At 59.4% G+C, this 24592-nt stretch carries 26 protein-coding genes and 1 other RNA gene; 16 read left to right on the top strand and 11 right to left on the bottom strand.

Going from position 1 to position 24592, the window contains the following annotated elements; translation table 11 throughout:
• Nucleotides 1-226 precede the first annotated feature (226 nt).
• Genes KGB23_RS00570 through KGB23_RS00555 form a run of 4 tightly spaced genes read right to left on the bottom strand, consistent with a single transcriptional unit; the run spans nucleotide 227 to nucleotide 3073 of the window.
• Nucleotides 227-964 carry an amino acid ABC transporter ATP-binding protein gene (locus KGB23_RS00570; RefSeq protein WP_140894860.1) on the bottom strand — a complete coding sequence of 246 codons (738 nt, stop codon included), beginning with the start codon at nucleotides 962-964 and terminating at the stop codon, nucleotides 227-229.
• Nucleotides 951-1601: an amino acid ABC transporter permease gene (locus KGB23_RS00565; protein ID WP_033060645.1), complete on the bottom strand. Its 651-nt coding sequence runs from the start codon at nucleotides 1599-1601 to the stop codon at nucleotides 951-953. Before KGB23_RS00565 ends, KGB23_RS00570 begins: the two co-directional genes overlap by 14 nt.
• The gene (locus KGB23_RS00560) at nucleotides 1598-2266 is read right to left on the bottom strand and encodes an amino acid ABC transporter permease (protein ID WP_223429509.1); all 669 of its coding nucleotides are present in this window, start codon (nucleotides 2264-2266) and stop codon (nucleotides 1598-1600) included. The genes KGB23_RS00565 and KGB23_RS00560 overlap by 4 nt, the downstream gene beginning before the upstream one ends.
• A 21-nt stretch (nucleotides 2267-2287) precedes the next feature.
• Nucleotides 2288-3073, bottom strand: coding sequence for a transporter substrate-binding domain-containing protein (locus KGB23_RS00555; protein ID WP_223429508.1), 786 nt, complete (start codon nucleotides 3071-3073; stop codon nucleotides 2288-2290).
• Nucleotides 3074-3329: 256 nt separating this feature from the next.
• Between KGB23_RS00555 and KGB23_RS00550 the strand changes: the two genes are divergently transcribed.
• From KGB23_RS00550 to KGB23_RS00525, 6 genes are all read left to right on the top strand, one after another.
• Nucleotides 3330-4037 carry a FadR/GntR family transcriptional regulator gene (locus tag KGB23_RS00550; RefSeq protein WP_223429507.1) on the top strand — a complete coding sequence of 236 codons (708 nt, stop codon included), beginning with the start codon at nucleotides 3330-3332 and terminating at the stop codon, nucleotides 4035-4037.
• 120 nt (nucleotides 4038-4157) lie between these two features.
• Nucleotides 4158-4487 carry a thioredoxin TrxA gene (trxA, locus tag KGB23_RS00545; protein ID WP_008150340.1) on the top strand — a complete coding sequence of 110 codons (330 nt, stop codon included), beginning with the start codon at nucleotides 4158-4160 and terminating at the stop codon, nucleotides 4485-4487.
• 248 nt (nucleotides 4488-4735) lie between these two features.
• Nucleotides 4736-5995: a transcription termination factor Rho gene (gene rho / locus KGB23_RS00540; protein ID WP_007942421.1), complete on the top strand. Its 1260-nt coding sequence runs from the start codon at nucleotides 4736-4738 to the stop codon at nucleotides 5993-5995.
• A 142-nt stretch (nucleotides 5996-6137) separates the two neighbouring features.
• On the top strand, nucleotides 6138-7604 hold the full coding sequence (gene ubiD, locus KGB23_RS00535; RefSeq protein WP_056738783.1) for a 4-hydroxy-3-polyprenylbenzoate decarboxylase: 1467 nt from the start codon (nucleotides 6138-6140) through the stop codon (nucleotides 7602-7604).
• Nucleotides 7604-8572 carry a CDP-6-deoxy-delta-3,4-glucoseen reductase gene (locus tag KGB23_RS00530; protein WP_223429506.1) on the top strand — a complete coding sequence of 323 codons (969 nt, stop codon included), beginning with the start codon at nucleotides 7604-7606 and terminating at the stop codon, nucleotides 8570-8572. The genes ubiD and KGB23_RS00530 overlap by 1 nt, the downstream gene beginning before the upstream one ends.
• Before the next feature lie 221 nt (nucleotides 8573-8793).
• Nucleotides 8794-9462, top strand: a complete 669-nt coding sequence (locus KGB23_RS00525) for a gamma-glutamylcyclotransferase (protein WP_129440131.1) — start codon at nucleotides 8794-8796, stop codon at nucleotides 9460-9462.
• Here KGB23_RS00525 and glpT read toward each other — a convergent pair.
• Nucleotides 9438-10787 carry a glycerol-3-phosphate transporter gene (gene glpT / locus KGB23_RS00520; protein WP_223429505.1) on the bottom strand — a complete coding sequence of 450 codons (1350 nt, stop codon included), beginning with the start codon at nucleotides 10785-10787 and terminating at the stop codon, nucleotides 9438-9440. The two genes, KGB23_RS00525 and glpT, sit on opposite strands and share 25 nt — an antisense overlap.
• Nucleotides 10788-11033: 246 nt before the next feature.
• Here glpT and KGB23_RS00515 point away from each other — a divergent pair, with 246 nt between their 5' ends.
• Entirely contained in the window at nucleotides 11034-11723 is a 690-nt protein-coding gene (locus KGB23_RS00515; protein WP_317851602.1) for an energy transducer TonB, read from the top strand.
• A gap of 56 nt (nucleotides 11724-11779) precedes the next feature.
• Here the strand turns inward: KGB23_RS00515 and KGB23_RS00510 are convergent, their stop codons facing one another.
• Nucleotides 11780-12757 carry an NADPH:quinone oxidoreductase family protein gene (locus KGB23_RS00510; protein WP_223429504.1) on the bottom strand — a complete coding sequence of 326 codons (978 nt, stop codon included), beginning with the start codon at nucleotides 12755-12757 and terminating at the stop codon, nucleotides 11780-11782.
• Between the two features lie 150 nt (nucleotides 12758-12907).
• On the opposite strand from KGB23_RS00510, the gene KGB23_RS00505 reads away from it, so the two are divergent.
• A complete protein-coding gene (locus KGB23_RS00505; RefSeq protein WP_223429503.1) occupies nucleotides 12908-13315 on the top strand; it encodes a flagellar basal body-associated protein FliL in 408 nt (135 codons plus the stop codon).
• 106 nt (nucleotides 13316-13421) lie between these two features.
• Here KGB23_RS00505 and KGB23_RS00500 read toward each other — a convergent pair whose 3' ends face one another.
• Nucleotides 13422-13871, bottom strand: coding sequence for an EVE domain-containing protein (locus tag KGB23_RS00500; protein WP_223429502.1), 450 nt, complete (start codon nucleotides 13869-13871; stop codon nucleotides 13422-13424).
• A gap of 201 nt (nucleotides 13872-14072) precedes the next feature.
• Between KGB23_RS00500 and KGB23_RS00495 the strand changes: the two genes are divergently transcribed.
• Nucleotides 14073-14225, top strand: coding sequence for a hypothetical protein (locus KGB23_RS00495; protein WP_008024268.1), 153 nt, complete (start codon nucleotides 14073-14075; stop codon nucleotides 14223-14225).
• A gap of 34 nt (nucleotides 14226-14259) precedes the next feature.
• Here the strand turns inward: KGB23_RS00495 and KGB23_RS00490 are convergent, their stop codons facing one another.
• The 4 genes from KGB23_RS00490 to KGB23_RS00475 all read right to left on the bottom strand — a co-directional run bounded on the left by KGB23_RS00490 (nucleotide 14260) and on the right by KGB23_RS00475 (nucleotide 15684).
• Complete coding sequence (locus KGB23_RS00490; protein ID WP_140675317.1) at nucleotides 14260-14865, bottom strand: 5-formyltetrahydrofolate cyclo-ligase; 606 nt, start codon at nucleotides 14863-14865, stop codon at nucleotides 14260-14262.
• Between the two features lie 86 nt (nucleotides 14866-14951).
• Nucleotides 14952-15130, bottom strand: a non-coding RNA gene (ssrS, locus tag KGB23_RS00485) — 6S RNA.
• A 30-nt stretch (nucleotides 15131-15160) separates the two neighbouring features.
• Nucleotides 15161-15478 carry a cell division protein ZapA gene (locus KGB23_RS00480; protein ID WP_007942435.1) on the bottom strand — a complete coding sequence of 106 codons (318 nt, stop codon included), beginning with the start codon at nucleotides 15476-15478 and terminating at the stop codon, nucleotides 15161-15163.
• Nucleotides 15475-15684: a TIGR02449 family protein gene (locus tag KGB23_RS00475; protein WP_007942437.1), complete on the bottom strand. Its 210-nt coding sequence runs from the start codon at nucleotides 15682-15684 to the stop codon at nucleotides 15475-15477. The genes KGB23_RS00480 and KGB23_RS00475 overlap by 4 nt, the downstream gene beginning before the upstream one ends.
• A gap of 128 nt (nucleotides 15685-15812) precedes the next feature.
• Here KGB23_RS00475 and KGB23_RS00470 point away from each other — a divergent pair, with 128 nt between their 5' ends.
• The 7 genes from KGB23_RS00470 (at nucleotide 15813) to gcvT (ending at nucleotide 24558) form a co-directional block, all read left to right on the top strand.
• The gene (locus tag KGB23_RS00470; protein ID WP_008150369.1) at nucleotides 15813-16373 is read left to right on the top strand and encodes a YecA family protein; all 561 of its coding nucleotides are present in this window, start codon (nucleotides 15813-15815) and stop codon (nucleotides 16371-16373) included.
• A gap of 27 nt (nucleotides 16374-16400) precedes the next feature.
• Complete coding sequence (gene pepP / locus KGB23_RS00465) at nucleotides 16401-17735, top strand: Xaa-Pro aminopeptidase (RefSeq protein ID WP_223429501.1); 1335 nt, start codon at nucleotides 16401-16403, stop codon at nucleotides 17733-17735.
• Nucleotides 17732-18919 carry a 2-octaprenyl-6-methoxyphenyl hydroxylase gene (gene ubiH / locus KGB23_RS00460; protein WP_046045127.1) on the top strand — a complete coding sequence of 396 codons (1188 nt, stop codon included), beginning with the start codon at nucleotides 17732-17734 and terminating at the stop codon, nucleotides 18917-18919. Before pepP ends, ubiH begins: the two co-directional genes overlap by 4 nt.
• A 66-nt stretch (nucleotides 18920-18985) precedes the next feature.
• Nucleotides 18986-20203, top strand: a complete 1218-nt coding sequence (locus KGB23_RS00455) for a 2-octaprenyl-3-methyl-6-methoxy-1,4-benzoquinol hydroxylase (RefSeq protein ID WP_223429613.1) — start codon at nucleotides 18986-18988, stop codon at nucleotides 20201-20203.
• 235 nt (nucleotides 20204-20438) lie between these two features.
• Nucleotides 20439-21443 carry an extracellular solute-binding protein gene (locus KGB23_RS00450; RefSeq protein ID WP_223429500.1) on the top strand — a complete coding sequence of 335 codons (1005 nt, stop codon included), beginning with the start codon at nucleotides 20439-20441 and terminating at the stop codon, nucleotides 21441-21443.
• A 259-nt stretch (nucleotides 21444-21702) separates the two neighbouring features.
• Nucleotides 21703-23319 carry an ABC transporter permease gene (locus KGB23_RS00445; RefSeq protein WP_223429499.1) on the top strand — a complete coding sequence of 539 codons (1617 nt, stop codon included), beginning with the start codon at nucleotides 21703-21705 and terminating at the stop codon, nucleotides 23317-23319.
• A 156-nt stretch (nucleotides 23320-23475) separates the two neighbouring features.
• Nucleotides 23476-24558, top strand: coding sequence for a glycine cleavage system aminomethyltransferase GcvT (gene gcvT / locus KGB23_RS00440; protein WP_150657614.1), 1083 nt, complete (start codon nucleotides 23476-23478; stop codon nucleotides 24556-24558).
• The last annotated feature ends 34 nt before the right edge of the window (nucleotides 24559-24592 follow it).

Below are 24592 nucleotides of genomic sequence, written 5' to 3'. Positions count from 1 at the left end.
GGGGGTCTCGGTCGATAACCTCGACATCGTGCCACGATCAAACGCTGCCGCCAACGCGCAGTGTTCAAAGCCTTGATCCAGCTCACCCCTGTGGCGAGGGGGCTTGCCCCCGTTCGGCTGCGCAGCAGTCGTAAAACCTGCATGCGAGGTCTATCTGGAGTCGATGTGAATGGTTTTGGGGCTACTTCGTAGCCCAACGGGGGCAAGCCCCCTCGCCACAAAAGCCTTAACCGGCTGCTTCCACCGTCCCAATGAAATTCGCCAGCTCCGCCGTCTGCGGGTTGGCGAACAGAATCTTCGGGTCTCCCACCTCATGCACCTTGCCCTGATGCATGAACACCAACTTATCCCCAACCTCCCGGGCAAAACGCATCTCATGGGTGACCATAATCAACGTCATCCCTTCCTTGGCCAGTTGCCGGACCACGCTCAGCACTTCATTGACCAATTCCGGGTCCAGCGCCGAGGTAATCTCATCGCACAGCAAGACCTTCGGCGACATCGCCAGCGCCCGGGCAATCGCCACTCGCTGTTGCTGCCCGCCAGACAATCGATCCGGGAAGGCATCGAATTTTTCCCCCAGCCCGACCCGTTCCAACATCTCCCGCGCCAGTTCGGCTGCTTTGGCTTTTGGCGCTTTCTGCACCACTTGCGGCGCGAGCATCACGTTCTCGCCGACCGTCAGGTGCGGGAACAGGTTGAACTGCTGAAACACCATCCCGACTTTCTGTCGCAAGCTGCGCAGATCGGCACGGGCGGCGTCGAGGTATTCGCCGTCGACTTCAATCACGCCGTCGTTGATCGATTCCAGGCCATTGAGGGTGCGCAGCAACGTGGATTTTCCCGAGCCGCTGCGGCCGATGATCGCCACGACCTGGCCTTCCTCGACACTCAGGTCGATGCCTTTGAGCACGTGGTGGTCGCCGTAATATTTATGCAGGGCCGAGATTCTAAGCAGAGGCATGCAGTCTCCTTTCCAGGTAGCGGGCACTGAGGGACAAGGGGTAGCAGAGCAGGAAATAACCGAGGGCCACGAGGCCGTAGACCATGAACGGTTCGAAGGTTGCGTTGGCGAGCATGCCGCCGGTCTTGGTCAGTTCGGTGAAGCCGATGATCGAGGTGACGGCGGTGCCTTTGACCACTTGCACCGAGAAACCCACCGTCGGAGCTACGGCGATCCGTAGCGCTTGCGGCAGGATCACGTAACGCAGTTGCTCCAGCGGATTCAGGGCCAGGCTCGACGAGGCTTCCCACTGGCCGTTGGGGATCGATTCGACGCAACCGCGCCAGATCTCCGCCAGGTAGGCGCTGGTGAACAGCGTCAGGGCAATCGCCGCGGCCATCCACGGCGAAATCTCCACCCCGGCCAACGCCACGCCGAAGAACACCAGAAACAGCTGCATCAACAGCGGCGTGCCCTGGAACAATTCGATATAGGTGCGGGCGAAGCTGCGCGGCAGGGATTTTTTCGAGATGCGCATGACCATGATCAGCAAGCCGATCAATCCACCACCGATAAACGCCACCAGCGACAGCGCCAGGGTCCATTGCAGGCCGGTGAGCAGGTTGCGTACGACGTCCCAGAACGTGAAATCGCTCATTGGCTGCTCCTTGCGACAAAACGGCGGCCAATCCAGTTCAGCAACTGGCGGATCATTAGCGCCATGCACAGGTAGACCAGCGTGGTCAGGGCGTAGGTTTCAAAGGCGCGGAAGTTGCGCGACTGAATGAAGTTGGCGGCGAAGCTCAGCTCTTCGGTGGCGATCTGCGAGCAGACCGCCGAACCCAGCATCACGATGATGATCTGGCTGCTCAATGCCGGCCAAACCTTGCCCAGCGACGGCAGCAGCACCACGTGGCGAAAGGCTTCGAAACGCGACATTGCCAGCGCCGCAGCGGCTTCAAGCTGTCCTCGAGGGATTGCTTGAATGCCGGCACGGATGATCTCGGTGGAATAAGCGCCCAGGTTGATCACCATCGCCAGCACCGCCGCCTGCCATTCCGAAATCTGCACACCCAGTGACGGCAGGCCGAAGAAGATGAAAAACAACTGCACCAGAAACGGCGTGTTGCGGATCAACTCGACATAGACCCCAAAAATGCCGGCGAACGGGCGGATGTTCCACGCCCGCACCAGCGCCCCGACGATGCCCAGACCCACCCCGAGCACCGCGCCGATGGCCGTCAGTTCAAGGGTGAACAGCGCACCGCGCAGCAGCAGGTCGGTGTTTTGCACCACCGGTATGAAATCGAACTGATAAGCCATGTTCAGTCTCCGCAACGACGATCAGAGATCGGCTGGCAGCGGCTCTTTGAGCCAGGTCCGGGAGTTCTTCTCCAGCGCGCCGTCGGTCTTGGCGGTGGCGAGGATCTGGTTGACCTTGTCCAGCAGCGCCGGCTCGTTTTTGTTCACACCGACGTAGACCGGCGAATCCTTGAGCTTCACTTTCAGCGCCGGAATGCGTTTCGGGTTGCGTTCGCTGATGGTCACCATCACCACGTTGCCACTGGCGATCAGGTCAACTTGCCCGGCGAGGTAAGCGGCGATGGTCGAGTTGTTGTCTTCGAAGCGCTTGATGGTCACGCCTTCGGGCGCGACTTTGGTCAGCTCGATGTCTTCGATGGCGCCACGGGTGACGCTGATGGTTTTTCCCTTGAGGTCGTCCAGGTCTTTGATGTCGGCATCCGGCGGACCGAATACGGCAAGGTAAAACGGCGCGTAGGCACGGGAGAAGTCGATGACCTTCTCGCGCTCGGGGTTCTTGCCGAGGCTGGAGATCACCAGATCGACTTTGCCGGTGGTCAGGAACGGGATGCGGTTGGTGCTGTTGACCGGCGTCAGTTCGAGTTTGACCTTGAGTTGGTCGGCCAGCAGCTTGGCGGTGTCGATATCGAGGCCGCGCGGTTTCATGTCCGGGCCGACCGAGCCGAAGGGCGGAAAGTCCTGAGGCACGGCCACCTTGAGGACGCCGCGCTTGACCACATCCTCCAGACCGTCGGCGTGGGCGGGCGCCTGGCTCAGCATCAGGCTGGCAAACAGGGCTGCGAGGAGGGCGCTGTAACGCTGGGTCATGGCAAATCTCCGAATCGGCGAGAAGTGAATTCTGCGGATCGACAGAGCATGGGCCGTGCCAACATCGGGTTTTGGGGGCGCAAGGCCACGGTTTTGCTGATGTTTCTCGGTCTTACTGGTCTGAACAGTTGAGCGGCGTTTCGCACCCCGATAGCGCATCCATGAAAATCTCCGAACCCCCATGGGGCACGACTTGCCGGGCGTCGCGAATAGCTTTACAACTAACCGCTCATTGGCCTGGTTCGTCTGAAAAACCATGAACTCGATCTCCCGCGCCGTACCTGAAGTGGCGCTGCAAGCCATCCGTAAACTGATCGCCGAACAGGGCTTCGGGCCTGGGGATGCCTTGCCCTCGCAACGGGATTTGGCGGTGCAATTGGGGGTCAGTCGGGCGTCGTTGCGCGAAGCGTTGTCGTCATTGAGTGCGTTGGGGGTGATCAGCATCCAGCCTGGCAAAGGTGTGTTCGTGCAGTCGCCGGTTGATTTGCCGCGAGGTGATGCGACGCTGAGTTGGCCATTTGCGGCGCAAGCCTCGCCGCTGGACATCTTTCAGTTGCGCTATGCCCTGGAAGGCTTTGCGGCCGGTTTGGCGGCGGTGACCCTGAGTACTCACGAGCTCGATGCACTGGAAGATAACGTCGCCGCCATGCGCATCGAATTGAAGGCCGGTGACTTCGAGGCCGCGGCGCGACTGGATTTCGAATTTCATCGGCGCATCCTGCTGGCGAGCGGCAATCAGGCGATGCTGAGCATCCTGACCGCCAGCGCCGACATCTTTCTAGAGAGCCAGAAACTACCGTTCATCCGGGCCGAGCGGGCCATGGAAACCTGGCAGGAACACCGCAAAATCCTTCGTGCGCTAGCCCGGCGGGCGTCCGGCGCAGCGCAGAAGGCCATGCACGAACATGTGCGTAACGCGGCACTGCGCACCGGAATTGCCTTCGTCGCTCCCGCCACCTCGTGACTTGGTCTATACCCAAACTCATGCGGCACCATAGCGAGACTCAATCATCTGCACCTTCCTGAACGAGGGAAGGGCGGCTATGATGGGCCACGTTTTTTTGCTTACAACCTGGAGACTTCCATGAGCAGCGATCTTATTAAACACGTCACCGACGCTAGCTTCGACGTCGACGTCCTCAAGGCCGAAGGCGCTGTACTGGTCGACTACTGGGCTGAATGGTGCGGCCCTTGCAAAATGATCGCTCCTGTTCTGGACGAAATTGCTGAAACCTACAAAGGCAAGCTGACCGTTGCCAAACTGAACATCGACGAAAACCAGGAAACCCCGGCCAAGCATGGCGTGCGTGGTATCCCGACTCTGATGCTGTTCAAGAACGGCAACGTTGAAGCGACCAAGGTCGGCGCACTGTCGAAGTCGCAACTGGCTGCCTTCCTCGACGCCAACATCTAAGCGTCGTTTAAAGCGTCATCAAAAAGGCCCCGCACATCGCGGGGCCTTTTCGTTATTGAGGGCTAGACGCTCCGAAACTCAGGTGGTACATTCGGCCCCGCACTGGTTTCTCCACTGCCCCCTGCTAGCCGTCGCCGACGCACTCCTTTTCGAATAAGTACGCGATCCTGTCGCCTTCTCTGCGGCGCGGCCTCATTAAGCCAAAAGCTTAATTTCCCCCCCTCCATAAATGATTACGTCATTCCTATATGAATCTGACTGAACTCAAGCAAAAGCCGATTACCGAACTGCTCGAATTGGCCGAACAGATGGGCATAGAAAATATGGCCCGTTCGCGCAAGCAGGACGTGATTTTCTCCCTGCTCAAAAAGCACGCTAAAAGCGGCGAGGAAATCTCCGGTGATGGCGTGCTGGAGATTCTCCAGGACGGCTTCGGCTTCCTTCGCTCCGCTGACGCTTCCTATCTCGCCGGCCCAGACGATATCTACGTCTCGCCGAGTCAGATCCGTCGCTTCAACTTGCGCACCGGTGACACCATCGTTGGCAAGATCCGTCCTCCAAAGGAAGGCGAGCGTTATTTCGCGCTGCTCAAGGTCGACACGATCAACTACGATCGTCCCGAGAACGCGAAAAACAAGATTCTCTTCGAGAACCTGACCCCGCTGTTCCCGACCGTGCGCATGAAGATGGAAGCCGGCAACGGTTCCACCGAAGACTTGACCGGTCGTGTCATCGACCTGTGCGCCCCGATCGGCAAAGGCCAGCGCGGTCTGATCGTTGCACCGCCGAAAGCCGGTAAAACCATCATGCTGCAGAACATCGCAGCCAACATCGCGCGTAACAATCCTGAAGTTCATCTGATCGTATTGCTGATCGACGAACGTCCGGAAGAAGTAACCGAAATGCAGCGCACCGTGCGCGGCGAAGTGGTTGCCTCGACGTTCGATGAGCCGCCAACCCGCCACGTGCAGGTTGCCGAAATGGTGATCGAGAAGGCCAAGCGCCTGGTCGAACACAAGAAGGACGTGGTGATCCTGCTCGACTCCATCACCCGTCTGGCTCGCGCCTACAACACCGTGATCCCGAGCTCCGGCAAAGTGCTCACCGGTGGTGTCGATGCCCACGCCCTGGAGAAACCGAAACGTTTCTTCGGCGCCGCGCGGAACATCGAAGAAGGCGGTTCGCTGACCATCATCGCCACCGCGCTGGTTGAAACCGGCTCGAAGATGGACGAAGTGATCTACGAAGAATTCAAAGGCACGGGCAACATGGAACTGCCGCTGGATCGTCGTATCGCTGAAAAACGCGTCTTCCCGGCCATCAACATCAACCGTTCCGGCACCCGCCGCGAAGAGTTGCTGACTGCCGACGACGAGTTGCAGCGCATGTGGATCCTTCGCAAGCTGCTGCACCCGATGGACGAAATCGCTGCCATCGAGTTCCTGGTCGACAAGTTGAAAACGACCAAGACCAACGATGAGTTCTTCCTGTCGATGAAACGCAAGTAAATCGCAGAAAGTCAGCAAAAGCCGGGGAAACCCGGCTTTTTGCTATCTGATTTTTGATGAACCGGCAGTTCGTGGTTCTGAATAGAGGGGTTCGGCGCTAAACTGCCACCCCCGAACGGCACGGCCAATACGAGGCTCACGCATGCAGTATCGCGACTTGCGCGACTTTATCAGCGGCCTGGAAAAGCGCGGCGAACTCAAGCGCATCCAGGTTCCGGTGTCCCCAGTACTCGAAATGACCGAGGTCTGCGACCGCACCCTGCGTGCCAAAGGTCCGGCCCTGCTTTTCGAAAAGCCGACGGGTTATGACATCCCGGTACTCGGCAACCTGTTCGGCACCCCTGAGCGCGTGGCGCTGGGCATGGGCGCAGAAGCGGTCAGCGAATTGCGCGAGATCGGCAAGCTGCTGGCGTTCCTCAAGGAACCCGAGCCGCCGAAAGGCCTGAAGGATGCCTGGTCCAAGCTGCCGATCTTCCGCAAGATCATCGCCATGGCACCGAAAGTCGTCAAAGACGCGGTGTGCCAGGAAGTGGTCATCGAAGGCGACGACGTCGACCTCGCGATGCTGCCGGTGCAGACCTGCTGGCCGGGCGACGTCGGCCCGCTGATCACCTGGGGTCTGACCGTCACCAAAGGTCCGAACAAGGATCGCCAGAACCTCGGTATCTACCGTCAGCAAGTGATTGGCCGCAACAAGGTCATCATGCGCTGGCTGAGCCACCGTGGCGGCGCGCTGGATTACCGCGAGTGGTGCGAGAAGCATCCTGGCCAGCCGTTCCCGGTGTCCGTGGCGCTGGGTGCTGACCCGGCGACCATTCTCGGCGCGGTGACTCCTGTGCCGGACAGCCTCTCCGAATACGCTTTCGCCGGCCTGTTGCGCGGCAACCGCACCGAGCTGGTGAAATGCCGTGGCAACGACTTGCAGGTTCCGGCGACCGCCGAGATCATCCTTGAAGGCGTGATCCATCCGGGCGAAATGGCTGACGAAGGTCCATACGGCGACCACACCGGCTACTACAACGAAGTCGACAGCTTCCCGGTGTTCACCGTCGAGCGCATCACCCACCGGATCAAACCGATTTATCACAGCACCTACACCGGCCGTCCACCGGATGAACCGGCGATTCTCGGCGTGGCGCTGAACGAAGTGTTCGTGCCGATCCTGCAGAAGCAGTTCCCCGAGATCACCGACTTCTACCTGCCGCCCGAAGGCTGCTCGTACCGCATGGCCATCGTGACCATGAAGAAGTCGTATCCCGGCCATGCCAAGCGGGTAATGCTCGGTGTCTGGTCGTTTTTGCGACAGTTCATGTACACCAAGTTCGTTATCGTCACAGACGACGATATCAACGCGCGCGACTGGAACGACGTGATCTGGGCCATCACCACGCGCATGGACCCCAAGCGCGACACGGTGATGATCGACAACACGCCGATCGATTACCTGGACTTCGCCTCGCCGGTTTCCGGCCTGGGTTCGAAGATGGGGCTCGATGCCACGCATAAATGGCCGGGCGAAACCACTCGCGAGTGGGGCCGGGTGATCGTCAAGGACGAAGCCGTTACCCAGCGGATCGATGCCATCTGGAATCAGTTAGGAATAGATTGATGCGTGTAACCTTGCAGCCCTCCGGAGCAGTGCTAAAGATTCTGCCCGGCGAGCGGATTCTCGATGGCGCGCGGCGTTTGGGCTATGAATGCCCGCAAAGCTGTCGAAACGGTAATTGCCACGTGTGCGCCGCACTGCTGGTGGAAGGGCGGGTCGAACAGGAAGGCGGTGTGCGCGACCATGGCGAGTTCTACACTTGCATTGCAGAGCCGCTGGAAGACTGCATCGTGCTGTGGGATGGCGTGCTCGCGCTGGGAGAATTGCCGGTGCGCAGCTTGTCGTGTCAGGTCATTGAATGCAGGGACGTCGGCGGCGATACCTGGCGTGTGCGTCTGCGAGCGCCGGCCGGCAAGCCGCCGCGCTATCACGCCGGTCAGTACCTGATGATCGAGCGCGAGAACGGCGAGAAATCCGCGTTCTCCCTGGCCTCGGCGCCACATGGCGGGCGCGATCTGGAAATTCATGTGCTGGCGCGCGAAAGCAGTGCGCTGAGCCTGATCGACCAGTTGCAACGCAACCCGATGGTGCGGATCGAAATGCCGTTCGGCGACACCCATCTGGCGGAACTGCCGGAGGGTCCGCTGGTGCTGATCGCTGCGGGCACCGGCATGGGCCAGATCCATAGCCTGATCGAACATTGCCGTGCAACGGGCTTCAAACATCCGGTGCATCTGTATTGGGGCGTGCGTCGTCCTGAAGATTTTTATGCCATCGAACATTGGGATGAATGGCTGAAACTGCCCAATCTATTCCTGCATAAAGTCGTCAGCGATCAATGCGGCTGGCAGGGGCGCTGCGGGATGTTGCATGAGGCGGTGTGTGAAGACTTCCCGGATCTGAAACCCTTGCATGTCTACGCCAGCGGCTCTCCGGCCATGGTCTACGGCACGCTGGATGCTTTGGTCGGCGCCGGGATGGACGCTCATCAAATGCGCGCGGATGTATTTGCATACGCGCCTCGATCTTGATCCGCGATCTTGATCCCCGCTTCTAATCGTTATAACTCCCTATATAGCCGATCGGTATTTATAGAATTATATAAATGCCGGTAGGTTATATGTCATCCAGGCAAATATTTAAGAACTGTGCCATGGCACTTAAATTGCCTTAAAACATATGTGCCTTATTGTTACAGCGGTGCGTTCTATTAAGTAATTCTTCACCCGCGGGGAGCTGAACGCTAATCGCCATGAGCGCCATTGAATCTGCTTTTTTGAATCTGGCTTACCCTCCGCGGCTCGATCTGGGGCCGCAGCTCACGCACGAACAATTGCTCAGCTCAATGCAGTCGACGATGGCGCGCCACAAGGGCGGGCCGGTGTGGCTGTTCGCTTACGGTTCGCTGATCTGGCGTCCCGAATGTGCAGCGGTGGAGCGAGTGCGTGGTCGTGTGCATGGCTACCATCGCGGTTTGTATTTGTGGTCCCACGAACATCGCGGCACACCCGAAGTGCCTGGGCTGGTGTTCGGCCTGGATCGCGGTGGTTCTTGCAGCGGCTTCGCCTATCGCTTGCCTGAAGAACAACTTGAAGCCTCCCTTTACGCACTTTGGCAGCGCGAAATGCCATTCCCGTCCTATCGCCCACACTGGCTCAACTGCCGTCTTGAAGACGGAAGTCAGGTTCAGGCGTTGGGGTTTGTATTGGAGCGGCATCTGCCCAGCTATGCGGGCAACTTGCCGGATCACGTGCTGAGCCACGTGTTCGAAAACGCTTGCGGGCGTTACGGCACTACTCGCGATTATGTCGAGCAGACCGCCCACGCCCTGCGTAGCCACGCCATGCCAGACCGGAATCTGGAGGCGCGGCTCAAGCGCTGCAAATCAAAGGCCGATCAGGCGATTGCTTCGCGACTCTGACTGGCGACGTTTTTGTGGCCCAGCGTGGGCGCGAGGAACGCCATCGCCAGCAGGCAGGCAACGACCAACAGAATGAAACCGCCATCCCAGCCGAAATAGTCCACGGTGTAACCCATCAAAGCACTGGCCGCGACTGAACCACCCAGATAGCCGAACAGACCGGTAAAGCCTGCGGCAGTACCGGCGGCTTTCTTCGGCACCAACTCCAGCGCCTGCAAGCCGACCAGCATCACCGGGCCGTAGATCAGGAAGCCGATGGCGAACAGCGAAATCATGTCGATCATCGGGTTGCCCGGCGGATTCAGCCAGTACACGATCGTCGCAACGGTCACCAACGCCATGAACACCATGCCGGTCAGGCCACGGTTGCCACGGAAGATTTTGTCCGACATCCAGCCGCACAACAGCGTGCCCGGAATACCGGCCCACTCGTACAGGAAGTAAGCCCACGACGTCTTGTCGAAATCGAAGTGCTTGACCTCTTTGAGGTAGGTCGGCGCCCAGTCGAGGATGCCGTAGCGCAGCAGGTAGACGAAGACGTTGGCCAGGGCGATGAACCAGAGCATTTTGTTGCGCAGCACGTATTTGACGAAGATGTCCTTGGCGCTGAATTCCTCTTCGTGGCTGGCGTCGTAGCCGTCCGGGTAATCGTTTTTGTATTTCTCGATTGGCGGTAGGCCGGTCGATTGCGGTGTATCACGCATCACAATGAAGGCAAACACGGCGACCAGAAGCGCCACGGCGGCAGGTACGTAGAACTTGCTGTGCCAGTCGTTGAACCAGCCCATGCCGAGAATCGCCAGTGGGCCGATCAAACCGCCGCCCACGTTATGTGCAGTGTTCCACACCGACACCACCTGGCCGCGTTCTTTCTGCGACCACCAATGCACCATGGTCCGCCCGCTCGGCGGCCAGCCCATGCCTTGCGCCCAGCCGTTGATGAACAACAGGATGAACATCATGGTCACGCTGGACGTTGCCCAAGGTGCGAAACCGAACACGAACATGACCCCGGCGGAAACTACCAGGCCAAAGGGCAGGAAGTAACGCGGGTTGGAGCGGTCGGACACGATGCCCATCAAAAACTTGGACAGACCGTAGGCGATTGCAATCGCCGACATGGCCACGCCCAGTTGACCCTTTGTGTAGCCTTGGGCAATCAGGTCAGGGAACGCCAGGGTGAAGTTCTTGCGCAGCAGGTAGTAACCCGCATACCCAATGAATATCCCGGCGAAGATCTGCCAGCGAAGGCGTTTGTACGTGTCATCAATTTTTTCTTCAGGCAATGGAGCCTGATGTGCGGCAGGACGAAAGAAAGCAAACATTCAAGAGCTCCAGATTTCTTGTTTTGACTGCGGATGCGAATGTTACAGTTTCGTTACCGAAAATAGCACCGGTTCGCATCGGCCAAATAGCGGAAATGCTGGAGATTGCATGTTCTTTTATGAACATGTCGCTCAGGTATAAATGTAGGGCGTTGTGGGAATCGTTACTTGCGAGCCTTCATGCGGCTTTTTTCGCGCAACGTAGGGCGAGGGCTTGGGAAATGTCCTGCGTGGGAACAGGAAGCCATGGCGTTCAGTTTTGGCTGCTTGAGCTTTAACCTATGCGCTGATGCCAAGTCTGGCGGTTCAGTCGCGAAGGGAGAGGTTATGCGGTGGTTGGCGTGCTTGCTGTTGGTTGTGGTGTCCATTGTTAGCAGGGCTGGTGAGGTTTTTCTGATACCTGAGCACAATCCCAAGCCGATATATCCGAGCCAGCTTCAACGGGCCGGGATAATCGGGGACATCCAAGTCAGCTTTATCGTCAAGGCCGACGGTTCGGTTACCAAGGTGAATATTCTACAAAGCAATCATCCTGAGTTGGCCGAAGCAGCCAGGGTTGCGGTAGAGCAGTGGCGATTCAAGCCTTGGAGGGTCGAAGAGAACAAGCCGGCGGAGCAGGAAGTCAGGGCGCCGATGGTGTTTCGTCTGGATATGCCAAGTGACGTCAATCAATGGCTCAAAGAAGTGAAGTGTCGGGAGGTCAACGAGAAATTTGTTCATGCGCCGGAGTATGCGTTGGCAGATACAGCGCCGTTTCACTTCACCCGTGCCTATCTTTCAAACTCATTCTTCCAAAAGCAACTTTCAAATGAGCAGCGTCTAGAAATGATCGCCAAGCTGAACAAGCGTGCGCCGACCATCGCCAGGAACTGCCTGAACAACCCTATGCGCAGATACATGAGTTTTTTACCTCAAGACATCCGCAATTTGCTCTAGCAAAAAACCAATAAAAAGCGGTCTGAACAACCTCTCGGAGCCCAGACCGCTTCGGCTCAACGAACCTGAACCACCACCTTCCCAACCGCTTTGCGCTGGCCAAGATCATTGATCGCCTGCGCCGCATTGCTCAGTGGATACACCTGCGACACCAACGGCTTCAATTTGCCCTCGGCAAACCAGCCAAATAATTGCTGGAAGTTCGCCGCGTTGTCTTGTGGCTGGCGCTGGGCAAACGAGCCCCAGAACACGCCGACCACGGCTGCACCTTTGAGCAACGCGAGGTTCACGGGGAGTTCGGGGATGCGACCGCTGGCAAAGCCCACCACCAGAAGGCGGCCGTTCCACGCAATGGCGCGGATGGCCTGGTCGAACAGATCGCCGCCCACCGGATCGTAGATCACATCGGCGCCCTGGCCATCGGTCAGGCGCTTGATTTCGTCCTTGAGGCTGGTTTCGCTGTAGTTGATCAGCTCATCGGCACCGGCAGCCTTGGCCACGGCGAGTTTTTCGGCGCTGCTGGCGGCGGCGATCACGCGGGCGCCCATGGCTTTGCCGATTTCCACGGCGGCCAGACCGACACCGCCGGAAGCGCCGAGTACCAGCAAGGTTTCACCCGGTTGCAGGTTGCCCCGTTGCTTGAGCGCGTGCATCGAAGTGCCGTAAGTCATGCTGAACGCGGCGGCGGTGTTGAAGTCCATCGATGGCGGAATGGGCAGCACGTTGTAGCCCGGTACCGCGACCTGTTCGGCGAAACTGCCCCAGCCGGTCAGCGCCATGACCCGATCGCCGACCTTGAGGTGGCTGAGCTTTTCGCCTACTTCGCTGACCACGCCAGCCGCTTCGCCGCCCGGGGAAAACGGGAAGGGCGGCTTGAACTGATATTTGCCCTCGATGATCAACGTGTCCGGGAAATTCACCCCGGCGGCGTGCACATCCAGCAGGATTTCATTCTTCTTCGCGACAGGACTGGCGACGTCTTCCAGCACCAGCGATTCGGCAGGGCCGAAGGCTTTGCACAGCACGGCTTTCATCAGGGCTATTCCTTTGGGAGTGATGGCCGATAAGTGTAGGTGTGTGAGTCGATGGGTCAACGAGCATGCCCGGCCCTGATAGTCAGCCATAAGCTTGTGCTTGAGCGGCGGGTCGTTATGCTAGGCCGCAAACCGGATAAGGAGCGAATTGTGAAAGCGTGGATCATGTTGTTGCTGGCCCTGTCTCTGCCTTTGGCAGCGATGGCCGAAGAAGCCAAAGAAGGTGCAGCTCCGAAGGTCAATTACATCACCCTGAGCCCGCCGTTCGTGGGCAACTACGGGCTGGACGGCACGCCGAAGCTCAAGGTCTACAAGGCCGATGTGGCATTGCGAGTGACCGGTGAGGAGGCGACCAAACTGGTGAAAGCCAATGAGCCGTTGATTCGTAATCAACTGGTGGCGTTGTTCGCCCAGCAGACGACTGAAGCGATGAACAACGTCGAGGCCAAGGAAAAGCTGCGTCAGGAAGCCCTTAAGCAGACCCAGCAAATCATGAATGACGAAACCGGCAAGCCGGTGGTTGAGGATCTGTTGTTCAACAACCTGATTATTCAGTGAGCCTTGGTTTGTCTGATTGATTGCCAAGATCGCAGCCTTCAGCAGCGCCTACAGGGAACCGCGCTCGGCGTAGGAGCTGCCGAAGGCTGCGATCTTTTGGCGCCCGTCAGCGCAACGCGATAACTGCTGCCCACTGCTCGGCCGTCACTGGCATCACCGACAGTCGCGAGCCTTTCTGCACCAGCGGCATCTCGGCTAGCGCGGTCTGCTGCTTCAGATAATCCAGCTTAAGCACTTTGGGAAACGTCTCGACATGCGCGACATCGATCGCGCTCCAGGCGTTTTTCTCTGCCGTGGCCTTCGGATCGTAGTAATGACTCTCCGGCTCCAGCGCCGTCGGGTCCGGATACGCGGCTTCGACGATCTTTCCGATCCCGGCGATCCCCGGTTCGGGGCAGCTTGAGTGATAGAAGAAAAACTCGTCGCCCACGGCCATGGCCCGCAGAAAATTACGCGCCTGGTAGTTGCGAACCCCGTCCCAGCGCGCTTTGCCAAGCGTCTCCAGACCCTTGATCGAGAGTTCGTCGGGCTCGGATTTCATCAGCCAATAAGCCATGGTTTTTGCTCCTTGCGAAGTGGGTGGGCAAGTTGTCGGGGAATTTTATGACAAACCGACGGTCGGTTGACGCCAGCGTTTGCGTGTCGGTTCACGTTGTCGCAAAATGCCGGCCTTCTAAGCTTGACGCTGCTGCACGGCCTACACCTACAACGGAAACCGCTGCTGTCATCGTGTTGATGTGCCTTTGGGGGGCAATCGATGAAACGCAAACCGGATTTACTATGGATATTGGTTATTTTGTTCGGCCTCGGCGTCGTGACCACTGGCTATGCCCAAAGCCTGTGGAGCAACAAGACCGACGCTCCGATCGAAATCGCGCAGCAACAACAGCCGTCGGCCTTCAAACGCTGAAACTGTCTTCGGACGCCGCTGATTCCAGTGGCGTCTAGCCGGCAAAATACCGCGCCTTGTCTGTCACCGTTCCCTGCAACGGCACATCCCAGCTCGCTTGAGCCAATCGTTCGACCTTCTGACATTCATGGGCCAGCCCCAATAGCGTCGGCTTGCGCCAGTTTTTACGTCGTGCCAGGTACGCCAGGCTTCGATCATAGAAACCACCGCCCATGCCCAGGCGTCCACCGACATCGTCAAATCCCACCAATGGCAACAACACCAGATCAAGCGCCCAGACTTTGCGTTGCCGGGCGAGGTTGTGCCGGGGTTCGAGAATACGAAAGCGGTTGGGTTTGAGTTTTTCGCCGGGACGAATCCGCTGGAACACCATTTTGGTTCGTGGCCAGGCGCTGAGCACCGGCAGATAAGTCGCCTTGCCCCGACGTTGAGCGGCACGCAGCAAAACACGCGGGTCGATTTCACCGTCAGTGGGCAGATACAGAGAGATATGTTTTGCGCGGCGAAACAGCGGTTGCTGGGCCAATTGCTTGTACAGCCCGCGAGCGGCCTGGCGTTGCTGACTGGGTGTCAGTGCGCGGCGGGCCTTGCGCAGCATGCGTCGAAGTTGCGGGCGGGGCAGCAGCGCAGGTTCGGTCATGGATTCGGGCTTCAGAAGGGCAAGTACACAAAGCGTACCCGTAAAAAAGCCGATGCCGGTATTTAAACCGGCATCGGACTGGAATCAGGCTCCCCGGATGTACCGCTGTCGACTTAGCCCTTGAACCCGAAAGTTCAAGGTGGAAGATGCAGTAGGCTTTAAGGCTTTCCGTCTAGCGGACATGCACACCAGCCCAACGTGCAACCTCCAGGGTATAGCAAATCGGCTCAGGGACATCGCCAACTGGCAAGCACCCCAGGGAGTTTTGCGAGTATACCCCAAGCGGTTTCGCGTTTCAGCCCTTGGTGACGTCCGGATCGGTGGCGAGCACCAGATCGACGCGATCCAGCAGGTCGCGAACCTGCTCACGGGTCGAGCCGCTGGCCTGTACATCCGGGCGTTCTTCCTTGTGCAGGAGATCGTGCGTGATGTTCAGGGCGGCCATCACGGCGATGCGATCGGCGCCGATGACTTTGCCGCTGCTGCGGATTTCGCGCATCTTGCCGTCCAGGTAACGAGCGGCGCTCACCAGGTTGCTGCGCTCTTCCTGCGGGCAGATGATCGAATATTCTTTATCGAGGATCTGCACGGTAACGCTATTGCTTGAACTCATGAGTCTTGCTCCAGGGCCTTGAGGCGCGAAATCATTGATTCGACCTTACGCCGGGCGATTTCGTTCTTTTCAATGAGGTGAGCGCGTTCCTCGCGCCAGGTCTTTTCCTGAGCTAGTAAGAGTCCGTTTTGACTCTTTAGTTGCTCGACCCGACTAATTAGCAGTTCGAGTCTGGCCATCAGAGCTTGCAGGTCGGTGTCTTCCATTGTGTCCACTGAAATTGTGCTTGATGGGTGGTAGCTGGCGGACAGCCTTTAATAGTCTTGGCGAGTCTGTCGATGTAGGATACAAGGCCTTCATTCTAGACATAGCGCCGTCTGGCGCCTAGCTGCCCATGCCCATTCAGAATTCCCCGTACCAAGCCTTCGCCAAACTGCTGACTTCCAGCGGTCATAATGTCTCGCCTGCCGAACTGCATGGCCTGTTGCTCGGCCGCAGTTGCGCCGGTGCCGGTTTCGATGCCGAAGGCTGGCTGATTGATGCCGCCGAGCTGCTCGAAAGCGAGCCGCAGGATAATGTCCGCAACGCCTTGATCGGCTTGCAGGAGATGGTCAAGGGCGAGCTCACCGGCGACGACGTGACTGTCGTTCTGCTGCTGCCGACCGATGACGAGCCACTGGCCGACCGCGCCGCCGCACTGGGCCAATGGTGCCAGGGTTTCCTCAGCGGTTTCGGCCTGAACTGCCGTGACAGCAGCATGCTGAGCACCGAGGCCACGGAAGTACTTCAGGACCTGGCGGCTATTTCACAGGTGCAAGACGCCCTGGAAGAGTCCGACGACGGCGAAAGCGATTACATGGAAGTGATGGAGTACCTGCGCGTCGCGCCGCTGCTGCTGTTCACCGAGAACAAAAAGCCGGACGCGCCGGCTGCCGCCAAACCGTCGTTGCATTAATCGCGTGCCAGGGAAAGCCATCTGCCCATGATTCATATCCCGAAATCGGAATACAGCCGTCGCCGCAAGGCCCTGATGGCGCAGATGGAACCCAACAGCATTGCCATCCTGCCCGCCGCCGCCGTTGCGATCCGCAACCGCGACGTCGAGCACGTCTACCGTCAAGACAGCGACTTCCAGTACCTCAGCGGTTTTCCCGAGCCTCAGGCGGTCATCGTTTTGATGCCTGGGCGTTTACATGGCGAATACATCCTGTTCTGCCGTGAACGCAATGCCGAACGGGAGCTGTGGGACGGCCTGCGCGCCGGGCAGGAAGGCGCGATTCGCGACTTTGGCGCCGACGACGCCTTCCCCATCACCGACATCGACGACATCCTGCCGGGCCTGATCGAAGGTCGCGACCGGGTGTATTCGGCCATGGGCAGCAACCCGGAATTCGACCGGCACCTGATGGACTGGATCAACGTGATCCGCTCTAAAGCGCACCTCGGCGCCCAGCCGCCGAACGAATTCGTTGCCCTGGATCATCTGCTTCACGACATGCGCCTGTATAAATCGGCGGCAGAAGTGAAAGTGATGCGCGAAGCCGCACGGATTTCCGCCCAGGCACACATCCGCGCGATGCAGGCCTGCCGGGCCGGGTTGCATGAGTTCAGTCTCGAAGCCGAGCTCGACTACGAGTTCCGCAAGGGCGGGGCGAAAATGCCGGCCTACGGCTCGATCGTCGCCGCTGGGCGCAACAGCTGCATCCTGCATTACCAGCAGAATGACTCGGTGCTCAAGGACGGCGATCTGGTATTGATCGATGCCGGTTGCGAGATCGACTGCTACGCCAGCGACATCACCCGCACCTGGCCGGTCAACGGCAAGTATTCAGCGGAACAGAAGGCAATCTACGAGTTGGTGCTGGCGTCGCAGGAAGCTGCATTTGCGGAAATCGCCCCGGACAAACACTGGAATCAGGCTCACGAAGCCACGGTCCGGGTGATTACTGCCGGGTTGGTGAAATTGGGGCTGTTGCAGGGCGACGTCGACGAGTTGATCGCCAGCGAAGCCTATAAAGCGTTTTACATGCACCGCGCCGGTCACTGGCTGGGCATGGATGTGCATGATGTCGGCGAATACAAGGTCGGCGGCGAATGGCGCGTGCTGGAAGTCGGCATGGCGCTGACCGTGGAACCGGGCATCTACATTGCCCCGGGCAACCAGAACGTGGCGAAGAAATGGCGCGGCATTGGCGTGCGCATCGAGGACGACGTAGTGGTCACCAAAACCGGCTGTGAAATCCTGACCAAAGGTGTGCCGAAAACGGTCGCCGAGATCGAGGCCTTGATGGCCGCCGCGCGGACACAAGCGGCATGAGTCGAGTCAATTTGGCAATCATCGGTGGTGGTCTGGTCGGCGCCAGCCTGGCGTTGGCACTGCAGGCCGGAGCCAAGGCTCGTGGCTGGAAGATCGTGCTGATCGAACCGTTCGCCCCCGGCGACACTTATCAACCGAGCTACGACGCCCGCTCTTCGGCGTTGTCTTACGGCGCCAAGCAGATTTATCAACGGTTGGGCGTGTGGCAGGAAATCTCCCGCCGCGCCGAGCCGATCAAGCAAATTCATGTGTCCGACCGTGGGCGCTTCTCCACCGCGCGATTGTCGGCAATGGAAGAGGGCGTTCCGGCGCTGGGTTATGTGGTGGAAAACGCCTGGCTCGGCCAATGCCTCTGGCAGGGTCTGGACAAGGACGTGATCAGCTGGCGTTGCCCGGCGGAAGTCACGCGCATGGAGCCGCTGATCGATGGCTATCGCCTGACCCTCAACGACGAAACCACTCTGGAATGCGATCTCGCGGTGCTGGCTGATGGCGGCCGTTCCGGCCTGCGCGAGCAACTGGGGATCGGCATCAAAAAGCGCCCGTACAACCAGAGCGCGTTGATTGCCAACATCACACCGAGTGAAGCGCACAACGGCATGGCCTTCGAGCGTTTCACCGATGACGGGCCGATGGCCTTGTTGCCATTGCCGGAAAACCGCTGCGCACTGGTCTGGACTCGATTGGGCATGGACGCGCAACGGCTGGCGGCCCTCGATGAAAAGAGCTTCCTCAGCGAGTTGCAAGGCGTGTTCGGTTATCGCCTCGGCACTTTGAAGCAGGTTGGCGCGCGGCATTTGTACCCGCTGACATTGATCGAGGCCGAAGAGCAGGTGCGTCCGCATCTGGCGATTCTCGGCAATGCTGCCCACAGCCTGCACCCGATTGCAGGGCAAGGTTTCAACCTGTCCTTGCGTGATGCTCAAGCGTTGGCCGATGCGTTGTTGACCAGCGAAACATCTCCCGGAGACTTTGCGACCTTGCAGGCCTACCGCGAGCGTCAGCGTCTGGATCAGAACCTGACCGTGGGCTTCTCCGATCAGGTCACCCGTTTGTTCGGCAGCACTCAACCATTGGTTTCCCTGGGCCGTAATATCGGTCTGCTTGGGCTGGATCTGTTGCCGCCGGCCAAGCGCTGGTTCGCGCGGCAGGCCATGGGTTTGGGTACGCGTCCCGATGCTTAAGTGGCGGTCGGAAAATCCCTTTATACGCGGCTCAAGCCGCAAGCGAGACAGGCTTAAAGCATGGAAATGCGCGCAGATCTGCTGATTGTCGGGGCCGGAATGGTCGGCAGCGCCCTGGCGCTGGCGTTGCAGGACAGCGGGCTGGAAGTCCTGCTGCTGGACGGCAGCCCCATGAGCGTCAAACCCTTCGATGCCCAGGCTTCGTTCGAGCCGCGAGTGAGCGCCTTATCGACTGCCAGCCAGCGGATTCTTGAACGTCTGGGCGTCTGGGACGGCATCGCCAATCGGCGCAGCAGTCCCTACACCGACATGCAGGTTTGGGACGGCAGCGGCACCGGGCAAATCCATTTTTCGGCAGCGAGTGTGCATGCCGATGTGCTGGGGCATATCGTCGAGAACCGCGTGGTTCAGGACGCCTTGCTCGACCGCTTGCACGACTGCGATCTCGGAATGTTGGCCAACGCGCGCCTGGAGCAAATGCGTCGTTCCGGCGACGACTGGCTGCTGACTCTGGCCGATGGCCGCACCTTGCGCGCACCTTTGGTGATCGCGGCGGATGGCGCTAATTCCGCCGTTCGGCGTCTGACCGGCATGGCGACGCGCGAGTGGGACTATATGCACCACGCGATTGTCACCAGCGTGCGCAGCGCCAAACCTCATCAACTGACCGCGTGGCAGCGTTTCACCGACAACGGGCCGCTGGCGTTTCTGCCGCTGGAGCGTGACGGTCAGCAGGATTGGTGTTCGATCGTCTGGTCGACCACGCCGAGCGAAGCCGAACGCCTGATGGCGCTGGATGACGACGGTTTCTGCAAAGAGCTGGAACGGGCCTTCGAAGGCCGACTCGGCACGGTGCTCAGCGCCGACCCGCGTCTGTGCGTACCGCTGCGGCAGCGCCACGCCAAGCGCTACGTGGCCGAAGGCCTGGCGCTGATCGGCGACGCAGCGCACACCATTCACCCGCTGGCCGGGCAGGGCGTGAATCTCGGTTTCCTCGATGCCGCCGTGCTGGCCGAAGTGCTGTTGCAAGCGGCCACGCGTGGCGAGCGTCTGGCGGATGTGAAAGTGCTCAGCCGTTACGAACGTCGGCGCATGCCCCACAACCTGGCGTTGATGGCGGCGATGGAAGGCTTCGAACGCTTGTTCCAGGCTGATCCGTTGCCGGTGCGCTGGTTGCGCAATGCCGGGTTGAAGATGGTCGACCGGATGCCCGAAGCCAAGGCGCTGTTCGTGCGTGAGGCGCTGGGATTGATCGGGGATTTGCCGGCTCTCGCCAAGGCCTGAATCTTCCCTGCGTCTGATGGCCCCTTCGCGAGCAAGTCGAATCGTCGCACCGCCGCTCCCACAGTTGAAATACATTCCCATGTGGGAGCGGGCTTGCTCGCGAAGACGTCGGTACATCCACCACACATCCCAACCTGTGCAACATCTGGTAACTCCTCCGCGAACTGTTCGATTGAGAAGGTAAATGTGAGTCCATATCATTTGGCTTCAATTTTTTAATCGAGAGATCGCTCCCATGCTGGTACCGAAGCGTCTACTGACCGCACTCGCCCTGACCCTGATTGGCAGCACTGCTGCCCAGGCCGTTGACGAGGTGGTGGTTTACTCCTCGCGTATCGACGAGCTGATCAAGCCGGTCTTCGATGCCTACACCGCGAAAACCGGCGTGCAGGTGAAGTTCATCACCGACAAGGAAGCGCCGCTGATGCAGCGGATCAAGGCCGAGGGCGAGAATGCCACCGCTGACCTTCTGCTGACTGTCGACGCCGGCAACCTCTGGCAGGCCGAGCAAATGGGCATCCTGCAACCGTTCACTTCCAAGGTGATCGACGCCAACATCCCGCTGCAATACCGCTCATCCGCCCATGCCTGGACTGGCCTGAGCCTGCGGGCGCGGACCATCGCCTACTCCACCGATCGGGTGAAACCCGGTGAGTTGACCACCTACGAAGGTCTGGCCGACAAGAACTGGGAAGGCCGCCTGTGCCTGCGCACGGCGAAGAAGGTCTACAACCAGTCCCTCACTGCCACCATGATTGAAGTCCATGGCGCCGACAAAACCGAGAAGATACTCAAGGGCTGGGTGAGTAACCTGTCCACCGATGTGTTCTCGGATGACATCGCGGTGCTGGAAGCCATCAACGCGGGTCAATGCGACGTCGGTATCGTTAACACGTACTACTACGGTCGTCTGCACAAGCAGAAGCCTGATCTGGCGGTGAAGCTGTTCTGGCCGAACCAGGGCGACCGTGGCGTGCACGTGAACCTGTCGGGCATCGGCCTGACCAAGCACGCCCCGCACCCGGAAGCGGCCAAGGCCCTGGTGGAATGGATGACCACGCCTGAAGCACAGAAGATCTTTGCTGACGTGAACCAGGAGTTCCCGGCCAACCCTGCGGTTCAGCCTTCCGCAGAAGTGGCGAGCTGGGGCAAGTTTGTGGCTGATACGCTGCCTGTGGAAATTGCCGGCAAGCGTCAGGCTGAAGCGATTCGGATGATGGATCGGGCGGGTTGGAACTGAGTCTGGCGGTATTCTTTCGTTAGCATCAAGATCCACCCCTCATCGGAACGCCGCCCGCCCATCCCTCTCCCCACGGGGGAGAGGGGGAAAGGGAGCAGATCTTTATGCTTTTCAATTCCTGAGTTCGACTTTGAAATTTCAGGTCGCAGGATTTCAACCAAACGCCGCGGTCAGTCCCCTCGCCCCTTTGGGGAGAGGGTTAGGGTGAGGGGGCGATCTTGAGCCCAGACACCAAACTCACCGTCTCAGAGACCTTAACGTGGCCCACCCCGCCCAACGCCGCTGGTATCCCCTGGTCTTCGCTATCGCTGCGCTGGTCCTGCTGCCAATTAGCGTTTTGCTGTTGTCATGGCAAACCATCGATCATCAAATCTGGTCCCATCTCTGGGATACCCAGATGCCACGCCTGCTGGGCAATACCCTGACCCTGGTACTCGGTGTCGGTATCGGCGTAACGCTCTTGGGCGTGAGCCTCGCCTGGCTCACCAGCCTCTGCGAATTCCCCGGTCGGCGTTGGCTGGACTGGGCGCTGATGCTGCCATTTGCCATTCCCGCCTACGTGCTGGCATTCGTCTTCGTCGGCCTGCTGGATTTTGCCGGCCCCGTGCAAACCCTGTTGCGCGAATGGTTCGGCACGGGCTTGAGGTTGCCGCGCGTGCGCTCCACCGGTGGTGTGATTCTGGTCCTGGTGCTGGTCTTCTATCCCTACGTTTATCTGTTGGCGCGAACCGCGTTCCTGGCTCAGGGCAAAGGCCTGATGGAAGCGGCGCGCGTCCTGGGGCAATCCCCGTGGCAAGCGTTCTGGCGAGTTGCGCTGCCCATGGCACGCCCGGCCATCGGCGCTGGCGTGGCGCTGGCGCTGATGGAAACCCTGGCGGATTTCGGTGCGGTGTCGGTGTTCAACTTCGACACGTTCACGACCGCCATCTACAAGACCTGGTACGGATTTTTCAGTCTCTCCACCGCCGCGCAATTGGCCAGCCTGTTGCTGCTGGTGGTGATGGTCGTGCTGTACGGCGAGCGCCGTGCTCGCGGGGCCAACCGTGCGAGCAACGAACGACCTCGGGTCAAGGCGCTGTATCACCTGCGCGGTTTCAAGGCGCTGGCAGCCATGAGTTGGTGCGGTCTGGTGTTCGCCTGCGCTTTCGTCATTCCAGTGCTTCAACTGGTGGTGTGGTTCTGGCAGCGCGGGCGCTTCGACCTGGATGAGCGTTACGCAGGGTTGATCGTCCATACGTTGTACCTGGGCGGCATGGCGGCGCTGATCACCGTCAGTGTTGCTTTAGTGCTGGCATTTGCCCGGCGCCAGGCCCCGACCCGAGCGATCCGCTCCGGCATCAGCCTGGCCAACCTCGGTTACGCCTTGCCGGGTTCGGTGCTGGCGGTGTCGATCATGCTGGCGTTCAGTTACCTGGACCGCGAACTGGTGATCCCGTTATCGGGTTGGTTGGGCGGCGCCGGCAAGCCATTGTTGCTGGGCAGCCTCTCGGCGTTGTTGCTGGCCTATCTGGTGCGTTTCATCGCGGTGGCTTATGGGCCGCTGGAAAGCAGTCTGGCGCGAATACGGCCATCTTTGCCCGAAGCGGCACGTAGCCTTGGCGTCAGTGGGCCACGACTGTTTTTCAAAGTGTATCTGCCGTTGTTGCTGCCAGGAACGTTGAGCGCCGCGTTGCTGGTGTTCGTCGATGTGCTCAAGGAAATGCCCGCGACCCTTCTGATGCGCCCGTTTGGCTGGGATACGCTGGCGGTGCGGATCTTCGAAATGACCAGCGAAGGCGAGTGGGCGAGGGCCTCGTTGCCGGCACTGACCCTGGTTTTGGTCGGGCTGATACCGGTCATCGGATTGATTCGACGTTCGGCGCATCGAAACGCCTAGGTGCCAGTCCTACACCTTGAGGCTACAATGCGCCGCATTCGGTGCGGTCCGTCCTACGGACCAGGTAGCTGAAATCGGCTGAAAGCCTTTTATTTCAAGGCTTTCACCCCGTGCAGCACCGGCCCGCACCTTCGCCACGCCCGGAAGGAGAAACCCATGGGACAGCGCACGCCTCTGTATGACCTTCATCTCGCCCTCGGCGCGAAGATGGTCGATTTTGGCGGTTGGGATATGCCTTTGCATTACGGCTCGCAGGTCGAGGAACACCATCAGGTGCGTCGCGATTGCGGGGTTTTCGATGTATCCCACATGACCGTGATCGATGTCAGCGGCCCTCAGGCCAAGGCCTGGCTCCAGCATTTGCTGGCCAATGACGTCGAACGTCTGCACAGCCCTGGCCGTGCCTTGTACAGCACCATGCTCAACGAGCGCGGCGGCATCGTCGACGACATGATCGTCTATCGTCTCGACGATGGTTATCGGCTGGTGGTCAACGCCTCCACCCGTAATCAGGATCTGGCCTGGATGCAGGCTCACCTTGATGGTTTCAAGGTGCAGCTCAACGAACGCTCCGAGTTGGCGATGCTGGCCATTCAAGGTCCTCAGGCCCGGCACAAAATCTCCGAACTGGTGACCCAGTCCCGCGGCAACCTGATTCAGATGCTCAAGCCCTTCGAAGGCCAGGCCGATGGTGATTGGTTCATCGCGCGCACCGGTTACACCGGCGAAGATGGCCTGGAAATCGTTCTGCCGGCCAATCAAGCGCCAGGATTCTTCAACGATCTGGTGGGCGCGGGCATCTCGCCGATCGGCCTCGGGGCGCGCGATACTCTGCGGGTCGAAGCCGGCATGAACCTCTACGGTCAGGACATTCACCAAGACGTTTCACCGCTGGCCTCCAACATGGCCTGGAGCATTGCCTGGGAACCGGCCACTCGCCAGTTCATCGGTCGCAGCGCTCTTGAAGCCGAGCGGGCGGGTGGCGTGCAGCACAAACTGGTCGGTCTGGTCCTTGAGGAGCGTGGGGTTTTGCGCGCTCACCAAGTGGTCCGCATCGCCAATGTTGGCGAAGGGGAGATCACCAGTGGTAGTTTCTCTCCTACGCTTAGCAAGTCGATTGCACTGGCGCGCGTGCCGGTGGCTACCGCCGACCGCGCTGAAGTGGAAATCCGTGGCAAGTGGTACCCGGTCCGAGTGGTCAAACCGACCTTCGTACGCCACGGTAAAACCTTGATCTAACTTTTTTTGGCGGGCAATGACCGCTGACATTTTT

It is taken from the genome of Pseudomonas sp. GL-B-26 (genome assembly GCF_019947405.1).
In the GTDB taxonomy this organism is placed as follows: Bacteria; Pseudomonadota; Gammaproteobacteria; order Pseudomonadales; family Pseudomonadaceae; genus Aquipseudomonas.
Note: the sequence above shows the minus strand (reverse complement) of the source record. Positions and strands in the feature narration are given on the sequence as shown.

What these genes read in the sequence shown, in the direction of transcription:
- KGB23_RS00455 (WP_223429613.1), top strand. Translation starts at nt 18,986, where the DNA reads ATGCGCGCAGATCTGCTGATTGTCGGGGCCGGAATGGTCGGCAGCGCC.
- KGB23_RS00530 (WP_223429506.1), top strand. Translation starts at nt 7,604, where the DNA reads ATGCGTGTAACCTTGCAGCCCTCCGGAGCAGTGCTAAAGATTCTGCCC.
- KGB23_RS00510 (WP_223429504.1), bottom strand. Translation starts at nt 12,757, where the DNA reads ATGAAAGCCGTGCTGTGCAAAGCCTTCGGCCCTGCCGAATCGCTGGTG.
- KGB23_RS00480 (WP_007942435.1), bottom strand. Translation starts at nt 15,478, where the DNA reads ATGAGTTCAAGCAATAGCGTTACCGTGCAGATCCTCGATAAAGAATAT.
- KGB23_RS00490 (WP_140675317.1), bottom strand. Translation starts at nt 14,865, where the DNA reads ATGACCGAACCTGCGCTGCTGCCCCGCCCGCAACTTCGACGCATGCTG.
- KGB23_RS00570 (WP_140894860.1), bottom strand. Translation starts at nt 964, where the DNA reads ATGCCTCTGCTTAGAATCTCGGCCCTGCATAAATATTACGGCGACCAC.
- rho (WP_007942421.1), top strand. Translation starts at nt 4,736, where the DNA reads ATGAATCTGACTGAACTCAAGCAAAAGCCGATTACCGAACTGCTCGAA.
- KGB23_RS00555 (WP_223429508.1), bottom strand. Translation starts at nt 3,073, where the DNA reads ATGACCCAGCGTTACAGCGCCCTCCTCGCAGCCCTGTTTGCCAGCCTG.
- glpT (WP_223429505.1), bottom strand. Translation starts at nt 10,787, where the DNA reads ATGTTTGCTTTCTTTCGTCCTGCCGCACATCAGGCTCCATTGCCTGAA.
- KGB23_RS00525 (WP_129440131.1), top strand. Translation starts at nt 8,794, where the DNA reads ATGAGCGCCATTGAATCTGCTTTTTTGAATCTGGCTTACCCTCCGCGG.
- trxA (WP_008150340.1), top strand. Translation starts at nt 4,158, where the DNA reads ATGAGCAGCGATCTTATTAAACACGTCACCGACGCTAGCTTCGACGTC.
- ubiH (WP_046045127.1), top strand. Translation starts at nt 17,732, where the DNA reads ATGAGTCGAGTCAATTTGGCAATCATCGGTGGTGGTCTGGTCGGCGCC.
- KGB23_RS00515 (WP_317851602.1), top strand. Translation starts at nt 11,034, where the DNA reads ATGGCGTTCAGTTTTGGCTGCTTGAGCTTTAACCTATGCGCTGATGCC.
- ubiD (WP_056738783.1), top strand. Translation starts at nt 6,138, where the DNA reads ATGCAGTATCGCGACTTGCGCGACTTTATCAGCGGCCTGGAAAAGCGC.
- KGB23_RS00550 (WP_223429507.1), top strand. Translation starts at nt 3,330, where the DNA reads ATGAACTCGATCTCCCGCGCCGTACCTGAAGTGGCGCTGCAAGCCATC.
- KGB23_RS00495 (WP_008024268.1), top strand. Translation starts at nt 14,073, where the DNA reads ATGAAACGCAAACCGGATTTACTATGGATATTGGTTATTTTGTTCGGC.
- pepP (WP_223429501.1), top strand. Translation starts at nt 16,401, where the DNA reads ATGATTCATATCCCGAAATCGGAATACAGCCGTCGCCGCAAGGCCCTG.
- KGB23_RS00470 (WP_008150369.1), top strand. Translation starts at nt 15,813, where the DNA reads ATGCCCATTCAGAATTCCCCGTACCAAGCCTTCGCCAAACTGCTGACT.
- KGB23_RS00565 (WP_033060645.1), bottom strand. Translation starts at nt 1,601, where the DNA reads ATGAGCGATTTCACGTTCTGGGACGTCGTACGCAACCTGCTCACCGGC.
- KGB23_RS00450 (WP_223429500.1), top strand. Translation starts at nt 20,439, where the DNA reads ATGCTGGTACCGAAGCGTCTACTGACCGCACTCGCCCTGACCCTGATT.
- KGB23_RS00500 (WP_223429502.1), bottom strand. Translation starts at nt 13,871, where the DNA reads ATGGCTTATTGGCTGATGAAATCCGAGCCCGACGAACTCTCGATCAAG.
- gcvT (WP_150657614.1), top strand. Translation starts at nt 23,476, where the DNA reads ATGGGACAGCGCACGCCTCTGTATGACCTTCATCTCGCCCTCGGCGCG.
- KGB23_RS00475 (WP_007942437.1), bottom strand. Translation starts at nt 15,684, where the DNA reads ATGGAAGACACCGACCTGCAAGCTCTGATGGCCAGACTCGAACTGCTA.
- KGB23_RS00560 (WP_223429509.1), bottom strand. Translation starts at nt 2,266, where the DNA reads ATGGCTTATCAGTTCGATTTCATACCGGTGGTGCAAAACACCGACCTG.